General features: G+C 60.3%; 15 protein-coding genes and 1 pseudogene. 13 read left to right on the plus strand and 3 right to left on the minus strand.

The features are described from left to right. Positions 1-47 precede the first annotated feature (47 nt). Positions 48-1037, minus strand: coding sequence for a taurine ABC transporter substrate-binding protein (gene tauA, locus OQ248_RS12070; protein ID WP_265815091.1), 990 nt, complete (start codon positions 1035-1037; stop codon positions 48-50). Between the two features lie 365 nt (positions 1038-1402). Between tauA and OQ248_RS12075 the strand changes: the two genes are divergently transcribed. The 8 genes from OQ248_RS12075 (at position 1403) to OQ248_RS12110 (ending at position 8577) form a co-directional block, all read left to right on the plus strand. After that, complete coding sequence (locus OQ248_RS12075) at positions 1403-2728, plus strand: OprD family porin (RefSeq protein WP_265812939.1); 1326 nt, start codon at positions 1403-1405, stop codon at positions 2726-2728. A 293-nt stretch (positions 2729-3021) separates the two neighbouring features. Further along, positions 3022-3660 (plus strand): peroxiredoxin, encoded by a 639-nt coding sequence (locus tag OQ248_RS12080; protein WP_085708987.1) that lies wholly within the window; start codon positions 3022-3024, stop codon positions 3658-3660. A 241-nt stretch (positions 3661-3901) separates the two neighbouring features. Next, complete coding sequence (gene ssuE, locus OQ248_RS12085; RefSeq protein ID WP_085731495.1) at positions 3902-4495, plus strand: NADPH-dependent FMN reductase; 594 nt, start codon at positions 3902-3904, stop codon at positions 4493-4495. Between the two features lie 89 nt (positions 4496-4584). Next, positions 4585-5565 (plus strand): sulfonate ABC transporter substrate-binding protein, encoded by a 981-nt coding sequence (locus OQ248_RS12090; RefSeq protein WP_265812940.1) that lies wholly within the window; start codon positions 4585-4587, stop codon positions 5563-5565. A 25-nt stretch (positions 5566-5590) separates the two neighbouring features. Next, positions 5591-6739, plus strand: coding sequence for an FMNH2-dependent alkanesulfonate monooxygenase (gene ssuD / locus OQ248_RS12095; protein WP_192552522.1), 1149 nt, complete (start codon positions 5591-5593; stop codon positions 6737-6739). 9 nt (positions 6740-6748) lie between these two features. After that, entirely contained in the window at positions 6749-7531 is a 783-nt protein-coding gene (ssuC, locus tag OQ248_RS12100) for an aliphatic sulfonate ABC transporter permease SsuC (RefSeq protein WP_248739888.1), read from the plus strand. Next, positions 7528-8334, plus strand: coding sequence for an aliphatic sulfonates ABC transporter ATP-binding protein (ssuB, locus tag OQ248_RS12105; protein WP_265812941.1), 807 nt, complete (start codon positions 7528-7530; stop codon positions 8332-8334). Before ssuC ends, ssuB begins: the two co-directional genes overlap by 4 nt. Positions 8335-8361: 27 nt before the next feature. Continuing rightward, positions 8362-8577 carry a TOBE domain-containing protein gene (locus tag OQ248_RS12110; protein ID WP_007953520.1) on the plus strand — a complete coding sequence of 72 codons (216 nt, stop codon included), beginning with the start codon at positions 8362-8364 and terminating at the stop codon, positions 8575-8577. 68 nt (positions 8578-8645) lie between these two features. On the opposite strand, the gene OQ248_RS12115 is transcribed toward OQ248_RS12110, so the two are convergent. Next, positions 8646-9278, minus strand: a complete 633-nt coding sequence (locus OQ248_RS12115; protein ID WP_102619652.1) for a TetR/AcrR family transcriptional regulator — start codon at positions 9276-9278, stop codon at positions 8646-8648. A 118-nt stretch (positions 9279-9396) separates the two neighbouring features. Continuing rightward, on the minus strand, positions 9397-10773 hold the full coding sequence (locus OQ248_RS12120; RefSeq protein WP_085581012.1) for a glutamine synthetase family protein: 1377 nt from the start codon (positions 10771-10773) through the stop codon (positions 9397-9399). Between the two features lie 278 nt (positions 10774-11051). Here OQ248_RS12120 and OQ248_RS12125 point away from each other — a divergent pair. The 5 genes and pseudogenes from OQ248_RS12125 to OQ248_RS12145 form a co-directional block, all read left to right on the plus strand. Next, positions 11052-11276: pseudogene (locus tag OQ248_RS12125) on the plus strand (gamma-glutamyl-gamma-aminobutyrate hydrolase family protein); the annotation flags it as partial. Positions 11277-11505: 229 nt separating this feature from the next. After that, positions 11506-12864, plus strand: coding sequence for a glutamine synthetase family protein (locus tag OQ248_RS12130; RefSeq protein WP_011336448.1), 1359 nt, complete (start codon positions 11506-11508; stop codon positions 12862-12864). Positions 12865-12920: 56 nt separating this feature from the next. Next, the gene (locus OQ248_RS12135; protein WP_265812942.1) at positions 12921-14285 is read left to right on the plus strand and encodes an aspartate aminotransferase family protein; all 1365 of its coding nucleotides are present in this window, start codon (positions 12921-12923) and stop codon (positions 14283-14285) included. A 171-nt stretch (positions 14286-14456) separates the two neighbouring features. After that, positions 14457-15566, plus strand: coding sequence for a polyamine ABC transporter substrate-binding protein (locus OQ248_RS12140; RefSeq protein WP_085708996.1), 1110 nt, complete (start codon positions 14457-14459; stop codon positions 15564-15566). A gap of 187 nt (positions 15567-15753) precedes the next feature. After that, positions 15754-16851 carry a polyamine ABC transporter substrate-binding protein gene (locus OQ248_RS12145; protein ID WP_085708997.1) on the plus strand — a complete coding sequence of 366 codons (1098 nt, stop codon included), beginning with the start codon at positions 15754-15756 and terminating at the stop codon, positions 16849-16851. Positions 16852-16882: the final 31 nt, after the last annotated feature.

Consider the following 16882-nt stretch of genomic DNA (forward strand, 5'->3'; position numbering starts at 1 on the left):
CAAGGTTCACTGAGCCTGTGTGGGAGCGAGCCTGCTCGCGATAGCGTTTATTCGGTTACAAACTTCGCACTGACATACGGCGAGTAATCGGGCAGTACGCTTTCGACCTTGCCTTGTTCCTTCAGAAATTTCGCCGTCTCGCCAATCGCCTTCGCCGTGCCGCCGTCCAGCAGCGCCGTGGTCTGTTGCGCCTTGGCATCGGGGAACGCCGAACCTGCGAGCAATTCCGGGACGTCGGCGGCGTTGGCACCGGTCAGTTTGGCGATTTTCTGCACCGGCACCGAGTCGGCGGTCCAGCTGTCCTTATGGGCGGCATAGTCGGCGAACGAGTCCAGAGTCACCTTGGCGAATTTGGCCACGACCTCCGGATGCTTCTCGGCGAAGTCCTTGCGTGCTACCCAGACTTCGAAGGTTGGCGCGCCCCACTGGCCGACCTGGGCGGCGTCGGTCAGGGTTTTGCCTGTCTTGCGGATTTCACCCAGTGCCGGCGACCAGACAAAGGCGCCGTCAATGTCACCGCGCTTCCAGGCGGCCGCGATTTCTGCGGGTTGCAGGTTCACCACTTTGACTTTCGAGGTGTCCAGGCCCCAGTGCTTGAGCGCGCCGAGCAGGCTGTAGTGGGAGGTGGAGACGAAGGGTGTGGCGATGGTCTTGCCCACCAGATCCTCGGGTTTGTCGATACCACTGCCGTTGCGCACCACCAGCGCTTCGGCGGCATTGATCTGTGCCGAAACGATAAAGGCAACGATTGGCAGGTTGCGTGAAGCGGCGGCCGCCAGCGGGCTGGAGCCGAGGTTGCCGATCTGTACGTCGCCGGAAGCGATGGCTGTCACTACTTCCGGGCCACTGTTGAAACGGCGCCAGTCGATTTTCTCGCCTATGGCCTTCTCGTAAACGCCGTCGGCCTGGGGGACTTTGCTTGGATCGATGCCGGTCTGGTAGCCGACAGTGAGGCTGGAAGCATGGACAGAAAAAGAAATCAGCGCTGACACACAAACTGTAACAAATTGACTAGATAGTGCACGTTTGGCCATGATGGCGTCGCCTTTTCGATAGGGTTTGACGAATCGGGGTTTCGCCAAAGCTAAACGATCTAAAAAAAGGCTAACAAATACCATTTAGGAATGAGCTTAGGCGCCGATACGCTGTATCCCGGTACAGATGGCCACTATCCAGCCATATTCCTGAATGGTATGAAAAAGAATGAATAAATTCTTTTTGGGTTTATCTGGAAGTCTTTACCCTGCAAGGACCAAATAACTGCGATTAGACCTTGGTCGTAGACGCACAAGGTTGCGATTGACTTGTCAGTCACGGTCTGGCGCTAATCGCGCATCTTAGGATCCAGGGGCATCAGACTCCGGACCAGGAACACAAGAATTAGAAACGAGAGGAGCGATACATGAACAAGTCCACCCTGGCTCTGGCCGTGGCGGTAGGGGTTATTGCGCAGCAGGCAGGCGCAGCCGGTTTCATCGAAGACAGCAAGGCCACTCTGGGGCTGCGTAACTTCTACATCAACACCGACAACCGTGATGGCACTGGCCCGAACAAGAACGAAGAGTGGGGCCAAGGCTTCGATCTGCGTTTCATCTCGGGTTACACCCAGGGCACCGTCCAGTTCGGCGTTGACGCCATCGGCCTGTACGGCCTGCGTCTGGATTCCAGCCCGGACAAGAGCGGCAACTCGTCGGGTACCGCTTCCGGCGGCACTATTTTCCCGAGCGATGGCAACCGTGCCGTGCATGACTTCGCCAGCCTGGGCCTGACCGGTAAGGTCAAGATCTCCCAGACCGAGCTGAAGGTCGGTACCCTGATGCCGAACAACCCGGTCATCAAGTACAACGATGGTCGTCTGCTGCCACAAACCTTCACCGGTGGCGAGCTGAAGTCCAACGAAATCAAGGATCTGACCCTGACTGCCGGTCAGATCGAATCCGCCAAGGGCCGTAACTCCAGCAACGACGAAAACCTGTCGATCGCTGGTGCGAACGCCGGTTCGAACTACGACAAGGGCGTGTTCAGCAACAAGTTCTACTACGCCGGTGCTGACTACAAGCTGACCAAGGACCTGACCGCCTCGTACTACTACGGCGAGCTGAAAGAGTTCTACTCGCAGAACTTCCTGGGTCTGGTACACAACTGGGCCATCGGTCCGGGCGTACTGAAAAGCGACCTGCGCTACTACCGCAGCCGTGACAACGGCAACAACGGTGACACGCCTGCGTACTTCACCAGCGGCTACTACGGCGGCAAGACCGTCAAGGGCAAGGTCGACAACGATCTGTACAGCTACCTGGCACTGTACTCGGTTGAAGGTCACACCTTCGGTGCCGGCTACCAGTACACCAAGGGCGACAGCGACTTCCCTTGGCTGAACCAGGGTGACGGTTCGTCCAACAGCACCATCACCGACATGCAGATCCAGAAGTTCGGTCGTGCCGGCGAGCGTACCTGGCAGGCTCGCTACGCCTATGACTTCGCCAAGGTCGGCGTACCTGGCCTGACCGCCGGTGTGATCTACCTGCGTGGCGATAACATCGACACTCCGCTGGGCGAAAAAACCGAGTGGGAACGTGACCTGACCGTTGGTTACGTGATTCCGGAAGGCCCGCTGAAGAACCTCGGCGTTGCCTGGAAGAACGCCATGTGGCGCACCGACCTGGCGAACACCCGTTCCCAGGACGAAAACCGCCTGATCGTCAGCTACTCGATCCCGCTGCTGTAATAGCGCTCGAGCAACCGACGTAAAAAAGCCCCGTCCGGCATTGCGCCGGACGGGGCTTTTGCGTTTTCGGGTCAGGCCCACCCCCGTAGACCTTTCCCGACATTTCCCTCTTTACAGCAACTCAAGGCCTTCTCGAACCTTGGGGCCGATGTTCGGCGCGTTGCCGGCGAGCGTCCAGTGAACAGAAGTTTAATATTCGTAAATGATCTAGATATCTAGTTATTTATTCTTTTTCTGAATGGCAAATCCCGAGCTACAGTTGAGGTCTCCAACCACTCATCAGGAGCAGCACCATGAGCCTCAGACTCGGCGATATCGCCCCCGATTTCGAACAGGATTCCAGCGCCGGCAAGATTCGTTTCCACGAATGGCTGGGCAACAGCTGGGGCGTGCTGTTTTCCCATCCGGCGGACTTCACCCCGGTGTGCACCACCGAGCTGGGCTTCACCGCCAAGCTCAAGGATGAGTTCACCAAACGCGGCGTGAAAGCCATTGCACTGTCGGTCGACCCGGTGGACTCGCACCACAAGTGGATCGAGGACATCAACGAAACCCAGAACACCATCGTCAACTTCCCGATCCTGGCCGATGCCGATCGCAAGGTGTCCGATCTTTACGACCTGATCCACCCGAACGCCAGCGACACCCTGACTGTGCGTTCGCTGTTCGTGATCGATCCGAACAAGAAGATCCGCCTGACCATCACCTACCCGGCGAGCACCGGGCGCAACTTCCACGAAATCCTGCGGGTGATCGACTCGCTGCAGCTCACCGACAACTACAAGGTGGCCACGCCGGCCAACTGGCAGGACGGTGAAGAGGTGGTGATCGTGCCGTCGCTCAAGGATGAAGACGAAATCAAGCAACGCTTTCCGAAGGGCTACCGCGCGGTGAAGCCGTACCTGCGCCTGACGCCACAGCCGAACAAATAACCTTCCTCGGATCGTTCCCAAGTTCTGCGTGGGGGCGATCAGAAAAAACCACGATGCAGGGTTTCAGGCCGTTTTCACGGCCTGTTTTTTTGCCCGGAAGAAAGTGAAATGTATATCTCCATAAAGAATAACCAAATGAATAAATATGATTTATGGATATATGAATCAGCTGGTAAGGTCACTGACATCGAAGCGAGATCGCAACCCGCGAATCGCCTGTAACGCGCAAGGAATCGTCTGAATGCTGGTCGTCTCACTCGGTGGCAGTCCCAGTCAACGCTCCCGTTCCGGAGTGTTGCTGGAGCGCTCGCAACGCTGGTTACAGCAGCAAGGGGTGGAAGTGGTGAGTTATCAGGTGCGGGACTTTCCGGCCGAAGACCTGCTCCACGCCCGCTTCGACAGCCCGAAGGTGCTCGACCTGCTGCAACAGATTGAAAACGCCGATGGCCTGCTGATCGCGACGCCGGTCTACAAGGCGTCGTTCTCCGGTGCACTGAAGACCGTGCTCGATCTGCTGCCGGAACGCGCCCTGAACCACAAGATTGTCCTGCCGATGGCCACCGGCGGCAGCATCGCCCACATGCTGGTGGTCGATTACGCCCTCAAACCGGTGCTGTCGGCGTTGAAGGCCCAGGAAATGCTGCAAGGGATTTTTGCCGAGGACAGCCAGATCGCTTACGGCGAAGGCAGTGCTGCGGCGCAGCTGGCGCCGGCTCTGGAACAGCGGCTGCATGAAGCGCTGGACCAGTTTGTCAGCGCCATGGCCCGTCGGCCGAAGCCGCTGGAGCCGGGGCTGTTGAACGAACGTTTGTTGAGTGCTCGCTGGAGCATTTGAGCCACACCGAAACTTGAAGTACTGGCCTTACTCGCCCGCCAACGGGCAAGCAGGTGCAGCCAAAACCCAACAGCAAAAAGGAGAGCGCTATGCGCACTGTATTTTTGCGTCGTGGTCTGGTCGCTCTGTTTGCTGCGGCTGTGTCCTTCGGCGCCATCACTCAAGCTCAGGCCGAGACGCTACGAATCGGTTATCAGAAGTACGGCACGCTGGTGCTGCTGAAAGCCAAGGGCACCCTGGAAAAACGCCTCGCCGCCCAAGGCGTCGACGTGCAATGGACTGAATTCCCCGGCGGCCCGCAACTGCTGGAAGGCCTGAACGTCGGCTCGATCGACTTCGGCGTCACCGGCGAAACCCCGCCGGTCTTCGCCCAGGCGGCCGGTGCCGATCTGCTCTACGTCGCTTACGAGCCGCCCGCGCCAAACAGCGAAGCGATCCTTGTGCCGAAAGACTCGCCGATCAAATCGGTGGCGGATCTCAAGGGCAGGAAAGTCGCCCTGAACAAAGGCTCCAACGTCCACTACCTGCTGGTGCGTGCGCTGGAAGACGCCGGCCTCAAGTACACCGACATTCAAACCGTATTCCTGCCGCCGGCCGATGCCCGCGCCGCGTTCGAGCGTGGCAGCGTCGACGCCTGGGTCATCTGGGACCCGTACCAGGCCGCCGCCGAGCAACAACTGCAAGCGCACACCCTGCGTGACGGTAAAGGCATCGTCGACAACCACCAGTTCTACCTGGCGACCAAACCCTACGCACAGAAAAATCCCGAGGTGATCAAGACCCTCGTGGAAGAAGTGCGCGCCGTCGGTGAGTGGTCGAAAGCCAACCCGCAAGACGTGACCCAACAGGTCGCGCCACTGCTCGGCCTGCCGGCGGACATCACCCTGACCACGGTGAAACGCCAGGGCTACGGCGCGCTGTTCCTGACCCCGGAAGTGGTCGCCGCGCAACAGAAAATCGCCGACACCTTCTACCAGCTCAAGCTGATTCCCAAGCCGTTGAGCATCAAGGACGTGATCTGGACCCCACCGGCCGCTGTGGCCCAAAGCTCGGTTACCCAAGCCCAGTAAATCGAATCCCCAAGGAGACCACTCCATGAGCCTCAACATCTTCTGGTTCCTGCCTACCCACGGCGACGGCCATTACCTTGGCACCGCCGAAGGCGCCCGCGCCGTCGACCACGGCTATCTGCAACAGGTCGCGCAAGCGGCGGATCGCCTGGGCTTCGGCGGCGTGCTGATTCCCACTGGCCGCTCCTGCGAGGACTCGTGGCTGGTGGCGGCGTCGCTGATTCCAGTGACCCAGCGCCTGAAGTTTCTGGTCGCCCTGCGCCCCGGGATCATTTCCCCGACGGTGGCGGCGCGTCAGGCGGCAACCCTGGATCGTCTGTCCGGCGGTCGTGCGCTGTTCAATCTGGTGACCGGTGGCGATCCGGAAGAGTTGGCCGGCGACGGTCTGTTCCTCGATCACGAAGCACGCTATCAGGCCTCGGTGGAATTCACCCGGATCTGGCGTCGGGTGCTGGAAGGCGAGACCGTGGATTACGACGGCGAACACATCAGCGTGAAGGGCGCCAAATTACTCTATCCGCCGATCCAGCAACCGCGTCCGCCGCTGTATTTCGGTGGTTCGTCGGAAGCCGCGCAGGATCTGGCCGCCGAACAAGTGGAAATGGTCCTGACCTGGGGCGAGCCACCCGCAGCTGTGGCCGAGAAGATCGAACAGGTTCGCGCCAAAGCGGCCAGGCTCGGTCGCACCGTACGCTTCGGCATCCGCCTGCATGTGATCGTGCGGGAAACCAACGCCGAAGCTTGGCAAGCGGCGGACCGTCTGATCTCGCATCTGGACGACGACACTATCAAACGGGCCCAGGCTTCGCTGGCGCGGTTCGATTCGGTCGGCCAACAGCGCATGGCCGCGCTGCACGGGGGCAGTCGTGACAACCTCGAAGTCAGCCCGAACCTGTGGGCCGGCGTCGGTCTGGTGCGCGGCGGTGCCGGTACGGCACTGGTGGGGGACGGCCCGACCGTGGCGGCACGGGTGAAGGAATACGCGGCACTGGGTATCGATACCTTCATCTTCTCCGGTTATCCACACCTCGAAGAGTCGTATCGGGTCGCCGAGCTGCTGTTCCCGCACCTCGACGTCGAGCGTCCGGAACTGCCGAAGAGCGCCGGTTACGTCAGCCCGTTCGGCGAGATGGTGGCCAACGACATTCTTCCCAAAGCTGCGTCCCAGAGCTGAGGCGCCGCCATGAAGAAATTCATCCACAGCCTCGCGCCCTGGGCGTTGCCGGTGTTGCTGCTGGCGGTGTGGCAGCTGTCGGTGTCGGCGGGCTGGTTGTCGACGCGGATTCTGCCGGCACCGGTAGCGGTGATCGAAGCCGGCGTGAGCCTGGTGCGCAGCGGTGAAATCTGGACGCACCTGGCGATCAGTGGCTGGCGCGCGGCGCTGGGCTTCACCATCGGTGGCAGCATCGGCCTGGCGCTGGGCTTCATCACCGGCCTGTCGAAGTGGGGCGAGCGCCTGCTTGACAGCTCGGTGCAGATGATCCGCAACGTGCCGCATCTGGCGCTGATTCCGCTGGTGATCCTGTGGTTCGGCATCGACGAGTCGGCGAAGATTTTTCTGGTGGCGCTGGGGACGCTGTTCCCGATCTACCTCAACACTTATCACGGCATCCGCAACGTCGATCCGGCGTTGGTGGAGATGGCCCGCAGTTATGGTCTGTCCGGTTTCAGCCTGTTCTGGCAGGTGATTCTGCCGGGTGCGCTGCCTTCGATTCTGGTCGGCGTGCGCTTCGCGCTGGGCTTCATGTGGCTGACGCTGATCGTGGCGGAAACCATTTCTGCCAGCTCCGGCATCGGTTATCTGGCGATGAACGCTCGGGAGTTCCTGCAGACCGACGTGGTGGTGCTGGCGATTCTGCTCTACGCGGTGCTCGGCAAGCTGGCCGACCTCGCGGCTCGTGGCCTTGAACGTGTGTGGTTGCGCTGGCATCCGGCCTATCAAGTGGCGAAAGGAGGTGCGGCATGACGGCTCAACAACCTCCACGTCTGCTGCGCGGGATTCCGCTGGTAGTGCGCAATCTGCAGAAGACCTTCGGCGCGCGGCAGGTGCTGCGTGACATCGACCTGCATATTCCGGCGGGGCAGTTCGTCGCCGTGGTCGGGCGCAGTGGCTGTGGCAAAAGTACTTTGCTGCGCCTGCTCGCCGGCCTCGATCAGCCCACCGGCGGCGATCTGCTGGCCGGCGCTGCACCGCTCAGCGATGCGCGGGAAGACACCCGATTGATGTTCCAGGAAGCGCGGCTGCTGCCGTGGAAAAAGATCATCGACAACGTCGGTCTCGGCCTCAAGGGCGACTGGCGTCCGCAAGCTCTTGAGGCGCTGGATGCGGTTGGCCTGGCGGATCGCGCCAATGAGTGGCCGGCGGCATTGTCCGGCGGGCAGAAGCAGCGAGTGGCGCTGGCCCGGGCGCTGATCCATCAACCGCGTCTGCTGTTGCTCGACGAGCCGCTGGGCGCACTGGACGCGTTGACCCGGATCGAGATGCAGCAACTGATCGAACGTCTCTGGCAACAGCATGGTTTCACCGTGTTACTGGTGACCCACGACGTCAGCGAAGCGGTGGCGATTGCCGACCGGGTGATTCTGATCGAGGACGGCGAGGTCGGCCTCGACCTGCAAGTGGAGCTGACACGCCCTCGGGTGCGTGGCTCCCATCGGCTGGCAGCGCTGGAAACCGAAGTGCTCAACCGTGTGTTGTCCCTGCCCGGCGAACCGCCGGCGCCGGAACCCGTTTCACCCTTGCCTACGCAACTGCGTTGGGCTCAATAACTCAAGCAAACGACAGGAATCAATGCCATGACTATCAAAGCCATCAACGTACGCAACCAGTTCAAAGGCGCGATCAAGGAGATCGTTCTCGGCGACGTACTGTCGGAAATCGACGTGCAGACCGCTTCCGGCATCGTCACTTCGGTGATCACCACCCGTTCGGTCAAGGAGCTGGAACTGGAGGTCGGCAGCGAAGTGATCGCCTTCGTAAAATCCACCGAGGTGTCCATCGCCAAGTTGTAAGACTGTGAGTAAAAAACAACCCCGGAGGGTGTGAGCCCTTTGGGGTTTTTTGTGCCTGTCGTGCGGCGCTAGAGAACCCGCTTGGGCAGGTAGGGCGGCAGATACAGCCCGATGTAGGCATCGAACACGCGCATCCCTTCCTCGGCCATGCGCGGGGTGATCTGCCCGTGCTGCTGCACCGAGCGGGCGTAGACGCGGTCGCCCAGTTCCATGGCCAGCGCGAACACGTCCACGTCATCCGGCAGCTTGGGCAGTTCGAAGTGGTGGTCGAACAGCTTGTGCATCAGGTCGCCCAGTTCGAGGTCGTGCTGGCGGTCGGCCTGGGTCACTTCGGTAAGGCCGTGTTGCGCGAGGATCAGTTGGCGGGCGGCGGCGTCTTCGTCGTAGATCTCCAGCATCCGTTGTTCGACCAGCCGGGACAGGTCGCGCCAGTCCCGCAGGGCGTCGTGATCGATCGGTGCTTGCAGGCAGGCACGGAAGGCGGCGTGAACATCCGCCGTCAGACCTTCGAGCAAGGCCGGAACGCTGGCGAAGAAATGGTAGACCGAGGAGGGCGGGATCTGCGCGCGTTCGGCGACGCTGTAGACCGACAGGCTCGCCACACCCTCGGCGGCCAGCAGCGTGCGCGCGGCGTCGAGTATCGAATCGATCCGCGCCTGACTGCGGGCACGGGGTTTGCGGACGGGGGCGGGACGCGTCATGAAAGTCTCCTGCGGGGCAGCGGGCATTGTACGCAGAGCTTGAATCTCTGCCACAGAGGCCAATAAAAAAACGCCGCGGGCTGGGAAGCCAACGGCGTTTTCATGTGCTGCAGTCCGCTTAAACGGTGTGCAGGTACCAGTTGTACTCGAGGTCGGAGATGGAGTGTTCGAACTCCTCCAGCTCGCTTTCCTTGCAGGCGACGAAGATATCGATGTATTTCGGATCGATGTACTTGGCCATTACCTCGCTGTCGTCCAGCTCGCGCAGGGCATCGCGCAAGTTGTTCGGCAGGCTCTGCTCGTTCTGCTCGTAGCTGTTGCCTTCGGTCGGGGCCGGTGGCTCGATCTTGTTGGTCAGGCCGTGATGCACGCCCGCCAGTACCGAAGCCATCAGCAGGTACGGGTTGGCATCGGCGCCGGCAACGCGGTGTTCCAGGCGGACCGCGTCGGCGGAGCCGGTCGGTACGCGCAGGGCCACGGTGCGGTTGTCCAGGCCCCAGCTCGGCGAGTTCGGCACGTAAAACTGTGCGCCGAAACGACGGTAGGAGTTGACGTTGGGGCAGAGGAAAGCCATCTGCGCGGGCAGGGTCTCGAGCACACCGCCGATCGCGTGACGCAGCGCGGCGTTCTGCTCGGGATCCTCGCTGGCAAAAATGTTTTTGCCATCTTTGTCGAGAACCGAAATGTGCACATGCAGACCGTTGCCTGCCTGGCCAGGGTACGGCTTGGCCATGAAGGTGGTGTCCATTTCATGGTCGTAGGCGATGTTCTTGATCAGACGCTTGAGCAGTACCGCGTAGTCGCAAGCCTTGATCGGGTCGGCGACGTGGTGCAGGTTCACTTCGAACTGCGCCGGGGCACTTTCCTTGACGATGGCGTCAGCCGGAATGCCTTGCTCTTTCGCACCTTCCAGAATGTCCTGGAGGCAGTCGACGTATTCGTCGAGGTCGTCGATCAGGTAGACCTGGGTCGAATGCGGACGTTTGCCGGAGATCGGCGAGCGTGGCGGCTGAGGGCGGCCGTTCACGTTTTCCTGGTCGATCAGGTAGAACTCGAGTTCGAATGCGGCGCAGATGGTCAAGCCAAGCTCGTCAAACTTTGCAACAACTTGACGGAGCACTTCGCGCGGATCGGCGAAGAAAGGGTCACCTTCGAGTTCGTGCATGGTCATCAGCAGTTGCGCGGTCGGGCGCTTTTGCCATGGCTCGTTGCACAGGGTATCGGGGATTGGATAGCAGATACGGTCGGCGTCGCCGATGTCCAGGCCCAGGCCGGTGCTTTCCACCGTCGAACCATTGATATCCAGAGCAAATAGAGAGGCCGGCAGGTTGATGCCTTTCTCGTAAACCTTGTGGAGGCTGGTGCGTTCGATGCGCTTGCCGCGCACCACACCATTCATATCCGCAATCAGAAGGTCAACGTACAGAACCTCAGGATGTTCCTTAAGGAACGCGTTCGCTTCGTTAAGCTGAACGGCACGCGGGGGTACCGACATGATGCAACACCTTTGTTGTTAAAAATATCAATCATTGATCTTTTCTGGTTTCAGTCAACCCGAACGGCATGCCGAAGTCAAGCGAGGCCTTTTTTGCCCCGAAAAAGCGCCGCGAGGGCATTTATGGGGCACTTTTGGGCATTTTTTTATCCGTGAAAGACGCGCCACCCGCAGGCTTGAGCAGGCCGTGTTGTATTTTTTACGGGGGTGTTGTGTAAAAAAATGAACAAGGCTAAGCTCGGGTCAAACCCATAACAGCAATAATACCGGGGTGCTTCATGTCTCGCCTGCCGTTAATCGGCGTCACCGACTGCTCCGTGCAGTACGGTCTGCATGCTTATCACATCAGTGGCGACACGTCCGTCCGCAGCGCAGCCGACAGCCAGGCTCGCATTCTGCCAGCGATCTCTTTGTCCATGGCGGATCAGGCGCCGGCGTCCGATATTCTGGACGCGGGGAAGGGCATCCTCTTCAGCGGTTCTCCTTTCAATATAGATCTCTTTCCTGCTCCCGGCCTGCACCGCGCCCGTCGCCGTGCCCGTGATTCTGCACACCCTGGATGTGCACAGGAAATGCAACGCCAGCGTAAAGGGCAGGTAAGCTCCTCCTTCATTGTCGATGCGCGGTGCCAGGCGTAAGCCGGTACTGCGCGCAAACAAGCCCCCTTTAACGCGACGCCCCGTGCGTCAAACCTGCCTGACACGTGTCAGGAGACTCAGCCCAGAGGCATTTATGAGCAACAACCTCGACCAGCTCACCGATTGGTTGAAAGACCACAAGATCACAGAAGTCGAATGCATGATCGGCGACTTGACCGGCATCACCCGGGGCAAGATCTCGCCGACCAACAAGTTCATCGCCGAAAAAGGCATGCGCCTGCCAGAGAGCGTTCTGTTGCAGACCGTGACCGGCGACTACGTCGAAGACGACATCTATTACGAACTGCTCGACCCGGCCGACATCGACATGATCTGCCGCCCCGACCAGAACGCCGTGTACCTGGTGCCGTGGGCCATCGAGCCGACCGCCCAGGTGATCCACGACACCTACGACAAGCAAGGCAACCCGATCGAGCTGTCGCCGCGCAACGTGCTCAAGAAAGTCCTGAAACTCTATGCCGACAAGGGCTGGCAGCCAATCGTGGCGCCGGAAATGGAGTTCTACCTGACCAAACGCAGCGACGACCCCGACTATCCATTGCAGCCGCCGGTCGGCCGTTCCGGGCGTCCGGAAATCGGTCGTCAGTCGTTCTCCATCGAAGCGGCGAACGAGTTCGATCCGCTGTTCGAAGACGTCTACGACTGGTGCGAACTGCAGGAACTGGACCTCGACACGCTGATCCACGAGGACGGCACCGCGCAGATGGAAATCAACTTCCGTCACGGCGACGCCCTGTCCCTGGCCGACCAGATTCTGGTGTTCAAGCGCACCATGCGTGAGGCCGCCCTCAAGCACAACGTGGCCGCGACCTTCATGGCCAAGCCGATGACCGGCGAGCCGGGCAGTGCGATGCACCTGCACCAGAGCATCATCGACATCGAGACCGGCAAGAACGTGTTCTCCAATGACGACGGCACCATGAGCCAGCTGTTCCTGCACCACATCGGTGGCCTGCAGAAACTGATCCCGGAACTGCTGCCGCTGTTCGCACCGAACGTCAACTCGTTCCGCCGCTTCCTGCCGGACACCTCGGCACCGGTGAACGTGGAGTGGGGCGAAGAAAACCGCACCGTGGGCCTGCGCGTCCCGGATGCCGGCCCGCAGAACCGCCGGGTGGAAAACCGCCTGCCGGGCGCCGACGCCAACCCGTACCTGGCGATTGCCGCGAGCCTGCTCTGCGGCTACATCGGCATGGTCGAAGGCATCAACCCGAGCGCGCCAGTGGTGGGCCGTGGTTACGAGCGCCGCAACCTGCGCCTGCCGCTGACCATCGAAGACGCGCTGGAGCGTATGGAAAACAGCGCAACCATCGAGAAATACCTGGGCAAGACCTTCATCACCGGCTACGTCGCGGTCAAGCGGGCCGAGCATGAAAACTTCAAGCGCGTGATCAGTTCCTGGGAGCGTGAGTACCTGCTCTTCGCCGTCTGATACGCCAGGCGCGGTGGCCAGCCGCCGCGCCTTCACCGATAACAAGGAGAATTGGCATGACCAGCAACAACCCGCAAACCCGTGAGTGGCAAGCCCTCAGCAGCGAGCACCACCTGGCCCCGTTCAGCGACTTCAAGCAACTGAAGGAAAAGGGTCCACGGATCATCACCAACGCCAAGGGCGTGTACCTGTGGGACAGCGAGGGCAACAAGATCCTCGATGGCATGGCGGGTCTGTGGTGCGTGGCGATCGGTTATGGCCGCGATGAACTGGCGGATGCTGCCGCCAAACAGATGCGCGAACTGCCTTACTACAACCTGTTCTTCCAGACCGCGCACCCGCCGGCACTGGAACTGGCCAAGGCCATCGCCGACGTGGCGCCTGAGGGCATGAACCACGTGTTCTTCACCGGTTCCGGCTCCGAAGGCAACGACACCATGCTGCGCATGGTTCGCCACTACTGGGCGATCAACGGCCAGCCGAACAAGAAAGTCATCATCAGCCGCAAGAACGGCTACCACGGCTCCACCGTGGCCGGCGCGAGCCTGGGCGGCATGACCTACATGCACGAACAGGGCGACCTGCCGATTCCGGGCATCGTACACATCGCCCAGCCGTACTGGTTCGCCGAAGGCGGCGACATGACCCCGGAAGAGTTCGGGATCTGGGCGGCCAATCAGCTGGAAGAGAAGATTCTGGAAGTCGGCGTCGACAACGTCGGTGCCTTCATTGCCGAGCCGATCCAGGGCGCCGGCGGCGTGATCATTCCGCCAGACACCTACTGGCCGCGCATCAAGGAAATCCTCGCCAAGTACGACATCCTGTTCGTGGCGGACGAAGTGATCTGCGGTTTCGGCCGTACCGGCGAATGGTTCGGCAGCGATTTCTACGACCTCAAACCGCACATGATGACCATCGCCAAAGGCCTGACGTCCGGCTACATCCCGATGGGTGGCCTGATCGTGCGTGACGAAGTGGTGGCGGTGCTCAACGAGGGCGGCGACTTCAACCACGGCTTCACCTACTCCGGTCACCCGGTGGCGGCGGCGGTGGGTCTGGAAAACATCCGGATTCTGCGCGACGAGAAAATCATCGAGCGCGCCCATGAAGAAACGGCACCGTATTTGCAGAAACGTCTGCGCGAACTGAACGATCACCCGTTGGTGGGGGAAGTGCGCGGGGTCGGTCTGCTGGGGGCCATCGAGCTGGTGCAGGACAAGGCCACTCGCAAGCGTTACGAAGGCAAGGGTGTGGGCATGATCTGCCGCCAGTTCTGCTTCGACAACGGACTGATCATGCGCGCCGTGGGCGACACCATGATCATTGCGCCGCCGCTGGTGATCAGCAAGGCGGAGATCGATGAGCTGGTGACCAAGGCACGCAAGTGCCTGGACCTGACCCTCAGTGCATTGCAGGGCTAAGTGCTAGGCTTCGAGCGATGGAGCTGTTGCGCTGTCGCTCGGAGCAGTTGGAAAGGCTGGTCTTTTCTTGAAAGACCGCCTCGTATCTTGCCAGACTAGCCGCGGTTCCAGTTGTCCGGGTTCGGCCGCTGAACAAAGTGGTTCAAAAAAGAAAAATTTGGAGCATGACGCATGAAGGCATTAGGTAAAAAGCTTGCTGGCAAGACACTTCTGGCCCTGTCCGTCGCGGGCATGATGGCGGGCGCGGTTCACGCGGACGACAAAGTGCTGCACGTCTACAACTGGTCCGACTACATCGCTCCGGACACCATCGCGAACTTCGAGAAAGAGTCGGGGATCAAGGTGGTCTACGACGTATTCGATTCCAACGAAACCCTGGAAGCCAAGCTGCTGGCGGGCAAGTCCGGCTACGACGTGGTCGTGCCGTCCAACAACTTCCTGGCCAAGCAGATCAAGGCCGGTGTGTACCAGGAACTGGATCGCTCCAAGCTGCCTAACTGGAAGAACCTGAACCAGGACCTGCTCAAGGCCGTGTCGGTCAGCGACCCGGACAACAAGCACGCCTTCCCGTACATGTGGGGTTCGATCGGCATCGGCTACAACCCGGAGAAGGTCAAGGCTGCGCTGGGCGTCGACAAGATCGATTCCTGGGACGTGCTGCTGAAGCCGGAAAACATCGCCAAGCTCAAGGGCTGCGGCGTGAGCTTCCTCGATTCGCCGACCGAAATGCTGCCGGTCGCGCTGCACTACCTGGGCCTGCCAACCGACTCCCAGAAGAAAGAAGACATCAAGAAAGCCGAGGACCTGTTCCTCAAGATTCGTCCTTCGATCACCTACTTCCACTCCTCCAAGTACATCTCGGACCTGGCCAACGGCAACATCTGCGTAGCGGTCGGCTACTCGGGTGACGTGCAGCAGGCCAAGTCCCGTGCCGCCGAGGCCGGTGACAAGGTGAAAGTCAGCTACGCCATTCCGAAGGAAGGCGCTGGCAGCTTCTTCGACATGGTCGCCATTCCGAAGGATGCCGAAAACGTTGAAGGCGCCTACAAGTTCATGACCTTCCTGCAGAAGCCTGAAGTCATGGCCGGCATCACCAACGCCGTACGCTTCCCGAACGGTAACGCTGCTGCAACACCACTGGTAGAGAAAGACATCACCAGCGATCCAGGCATCTACCCGCCAGCCGACGTGCAGGCCAAGCTGTATGCGATCGCCGATCTGCCGGCGGCAACCCAGCGTGAAATGACGCGCAGCTGGACCAAGATCAAATCCGGCAAATAAGCCGGTTTGAAGCCGCAACCGCTGGCCGTCGCCTTCACCCGGGCGGCCAGCGGTGCAATTAAATGACAGAAAGTTTTGCTGGAACGGTTTTTCGAGGGTAAGTTGCGCGCCGGTTTTGTTGCCGGGCAACCGTGACTGTCATGCAGCGCGGGGCAACTTGGGCCCAACTAAATTAGAGGACCTCCACTTGCCTATTTTTTCTTCTTTGCGCAATGCCCTGCTGGCCGCTGCCGGCCTGACGTTCGCTGTCGGTGCCCAAGCCGCCGGTACTGTGCATATTTATAACTGGTCGGATTACATCGGCGAGACCACCCTGGCCGATTTCCAGAAAGAAACCGGGATCAAACCGGTCTACGACGTGTTCGATTCCAACGAAACCCTGGAAGGCAAACTGCTCGCCGGGCGTACCGGTTACGACGTGGTCGTGCCGTCGAACCACTTCCTCGGCAAGCAGATCAAGGCGGGCGCGTTCCAGAAGCTCGACAAGGCGCAACTGACGAACTACGCCAATCTCGATCCGGTGCTGCTCAAGCGCCTGGAACAGAACGACCCGGGCAACCAGTACGCCGTGCCGTACCTGTGGGGCACCAACGGCATCGGCTACAACGTCGACAAAGTGAAGGCCGTGCTCGGCGTCGACAAGATCGACTCCTGGAGCGTGCTGTTCGAGCCCGAGAACATCAAGAAGCTGCACAGCTGCGGCGTGGCGTTTCTCGATTCGGCCGATGAAATGATGCCGACCGTGCTCAACTACATGGGCCTGAACGCCAACAGCACCGATCCCAAGGATTACGAGAAAGCCACGGCCAAATTGCTGGCGGTGCGTCCTTACGTGACCTACTTCCACTCCTCGAAATACATCGGCGACCTGGCCAACGGCGACATCTGCGTGGCCATCGGCTTCTCCGGCGACATCTTCCAGGCCAAGCACCGTGCCGAAGAAGCCAAGAAGGGCGTCAACATCGCCTACGCCATCCCGAAAGAGGGCGGTGCGCTCTGGTTCGACATGCTGGCGATTCCGAAGGATTCGGCCAACGTCAAAGAGGCCCACGCCTTCATCAACTATTTGCTGAAACCTGAGGTGATTGCCCAGGTCAGTGATTACGTCGGTTACGCCAACCCCAACCCGGGTTCGGACAAGCTGATGGAGCAGTCCATCCGCACCGACGAAGCGGTTTATCCACCGCAGGCCGTCCTCGACAAGACCTATGTGTCGATCGAGTTGCCACCGAATATTCAGCGTTTGATGACCCGCAGCTGGACCAAGGTCAAGTCGGGTAAATAACGCGCAAACCATCCTGGGTTCGTCTTGCGTG

It is taken from the genome of Pseudomonas sp. COW5, assembly GCF_026240005.1.
Lineage (GTDB): Bacteria > Pseudomonadota > Gammaproteobacteria > Pseudomonadales > Pseudomonadaceae > Aquipseudomonas > Aquipseudomonas kribbensis.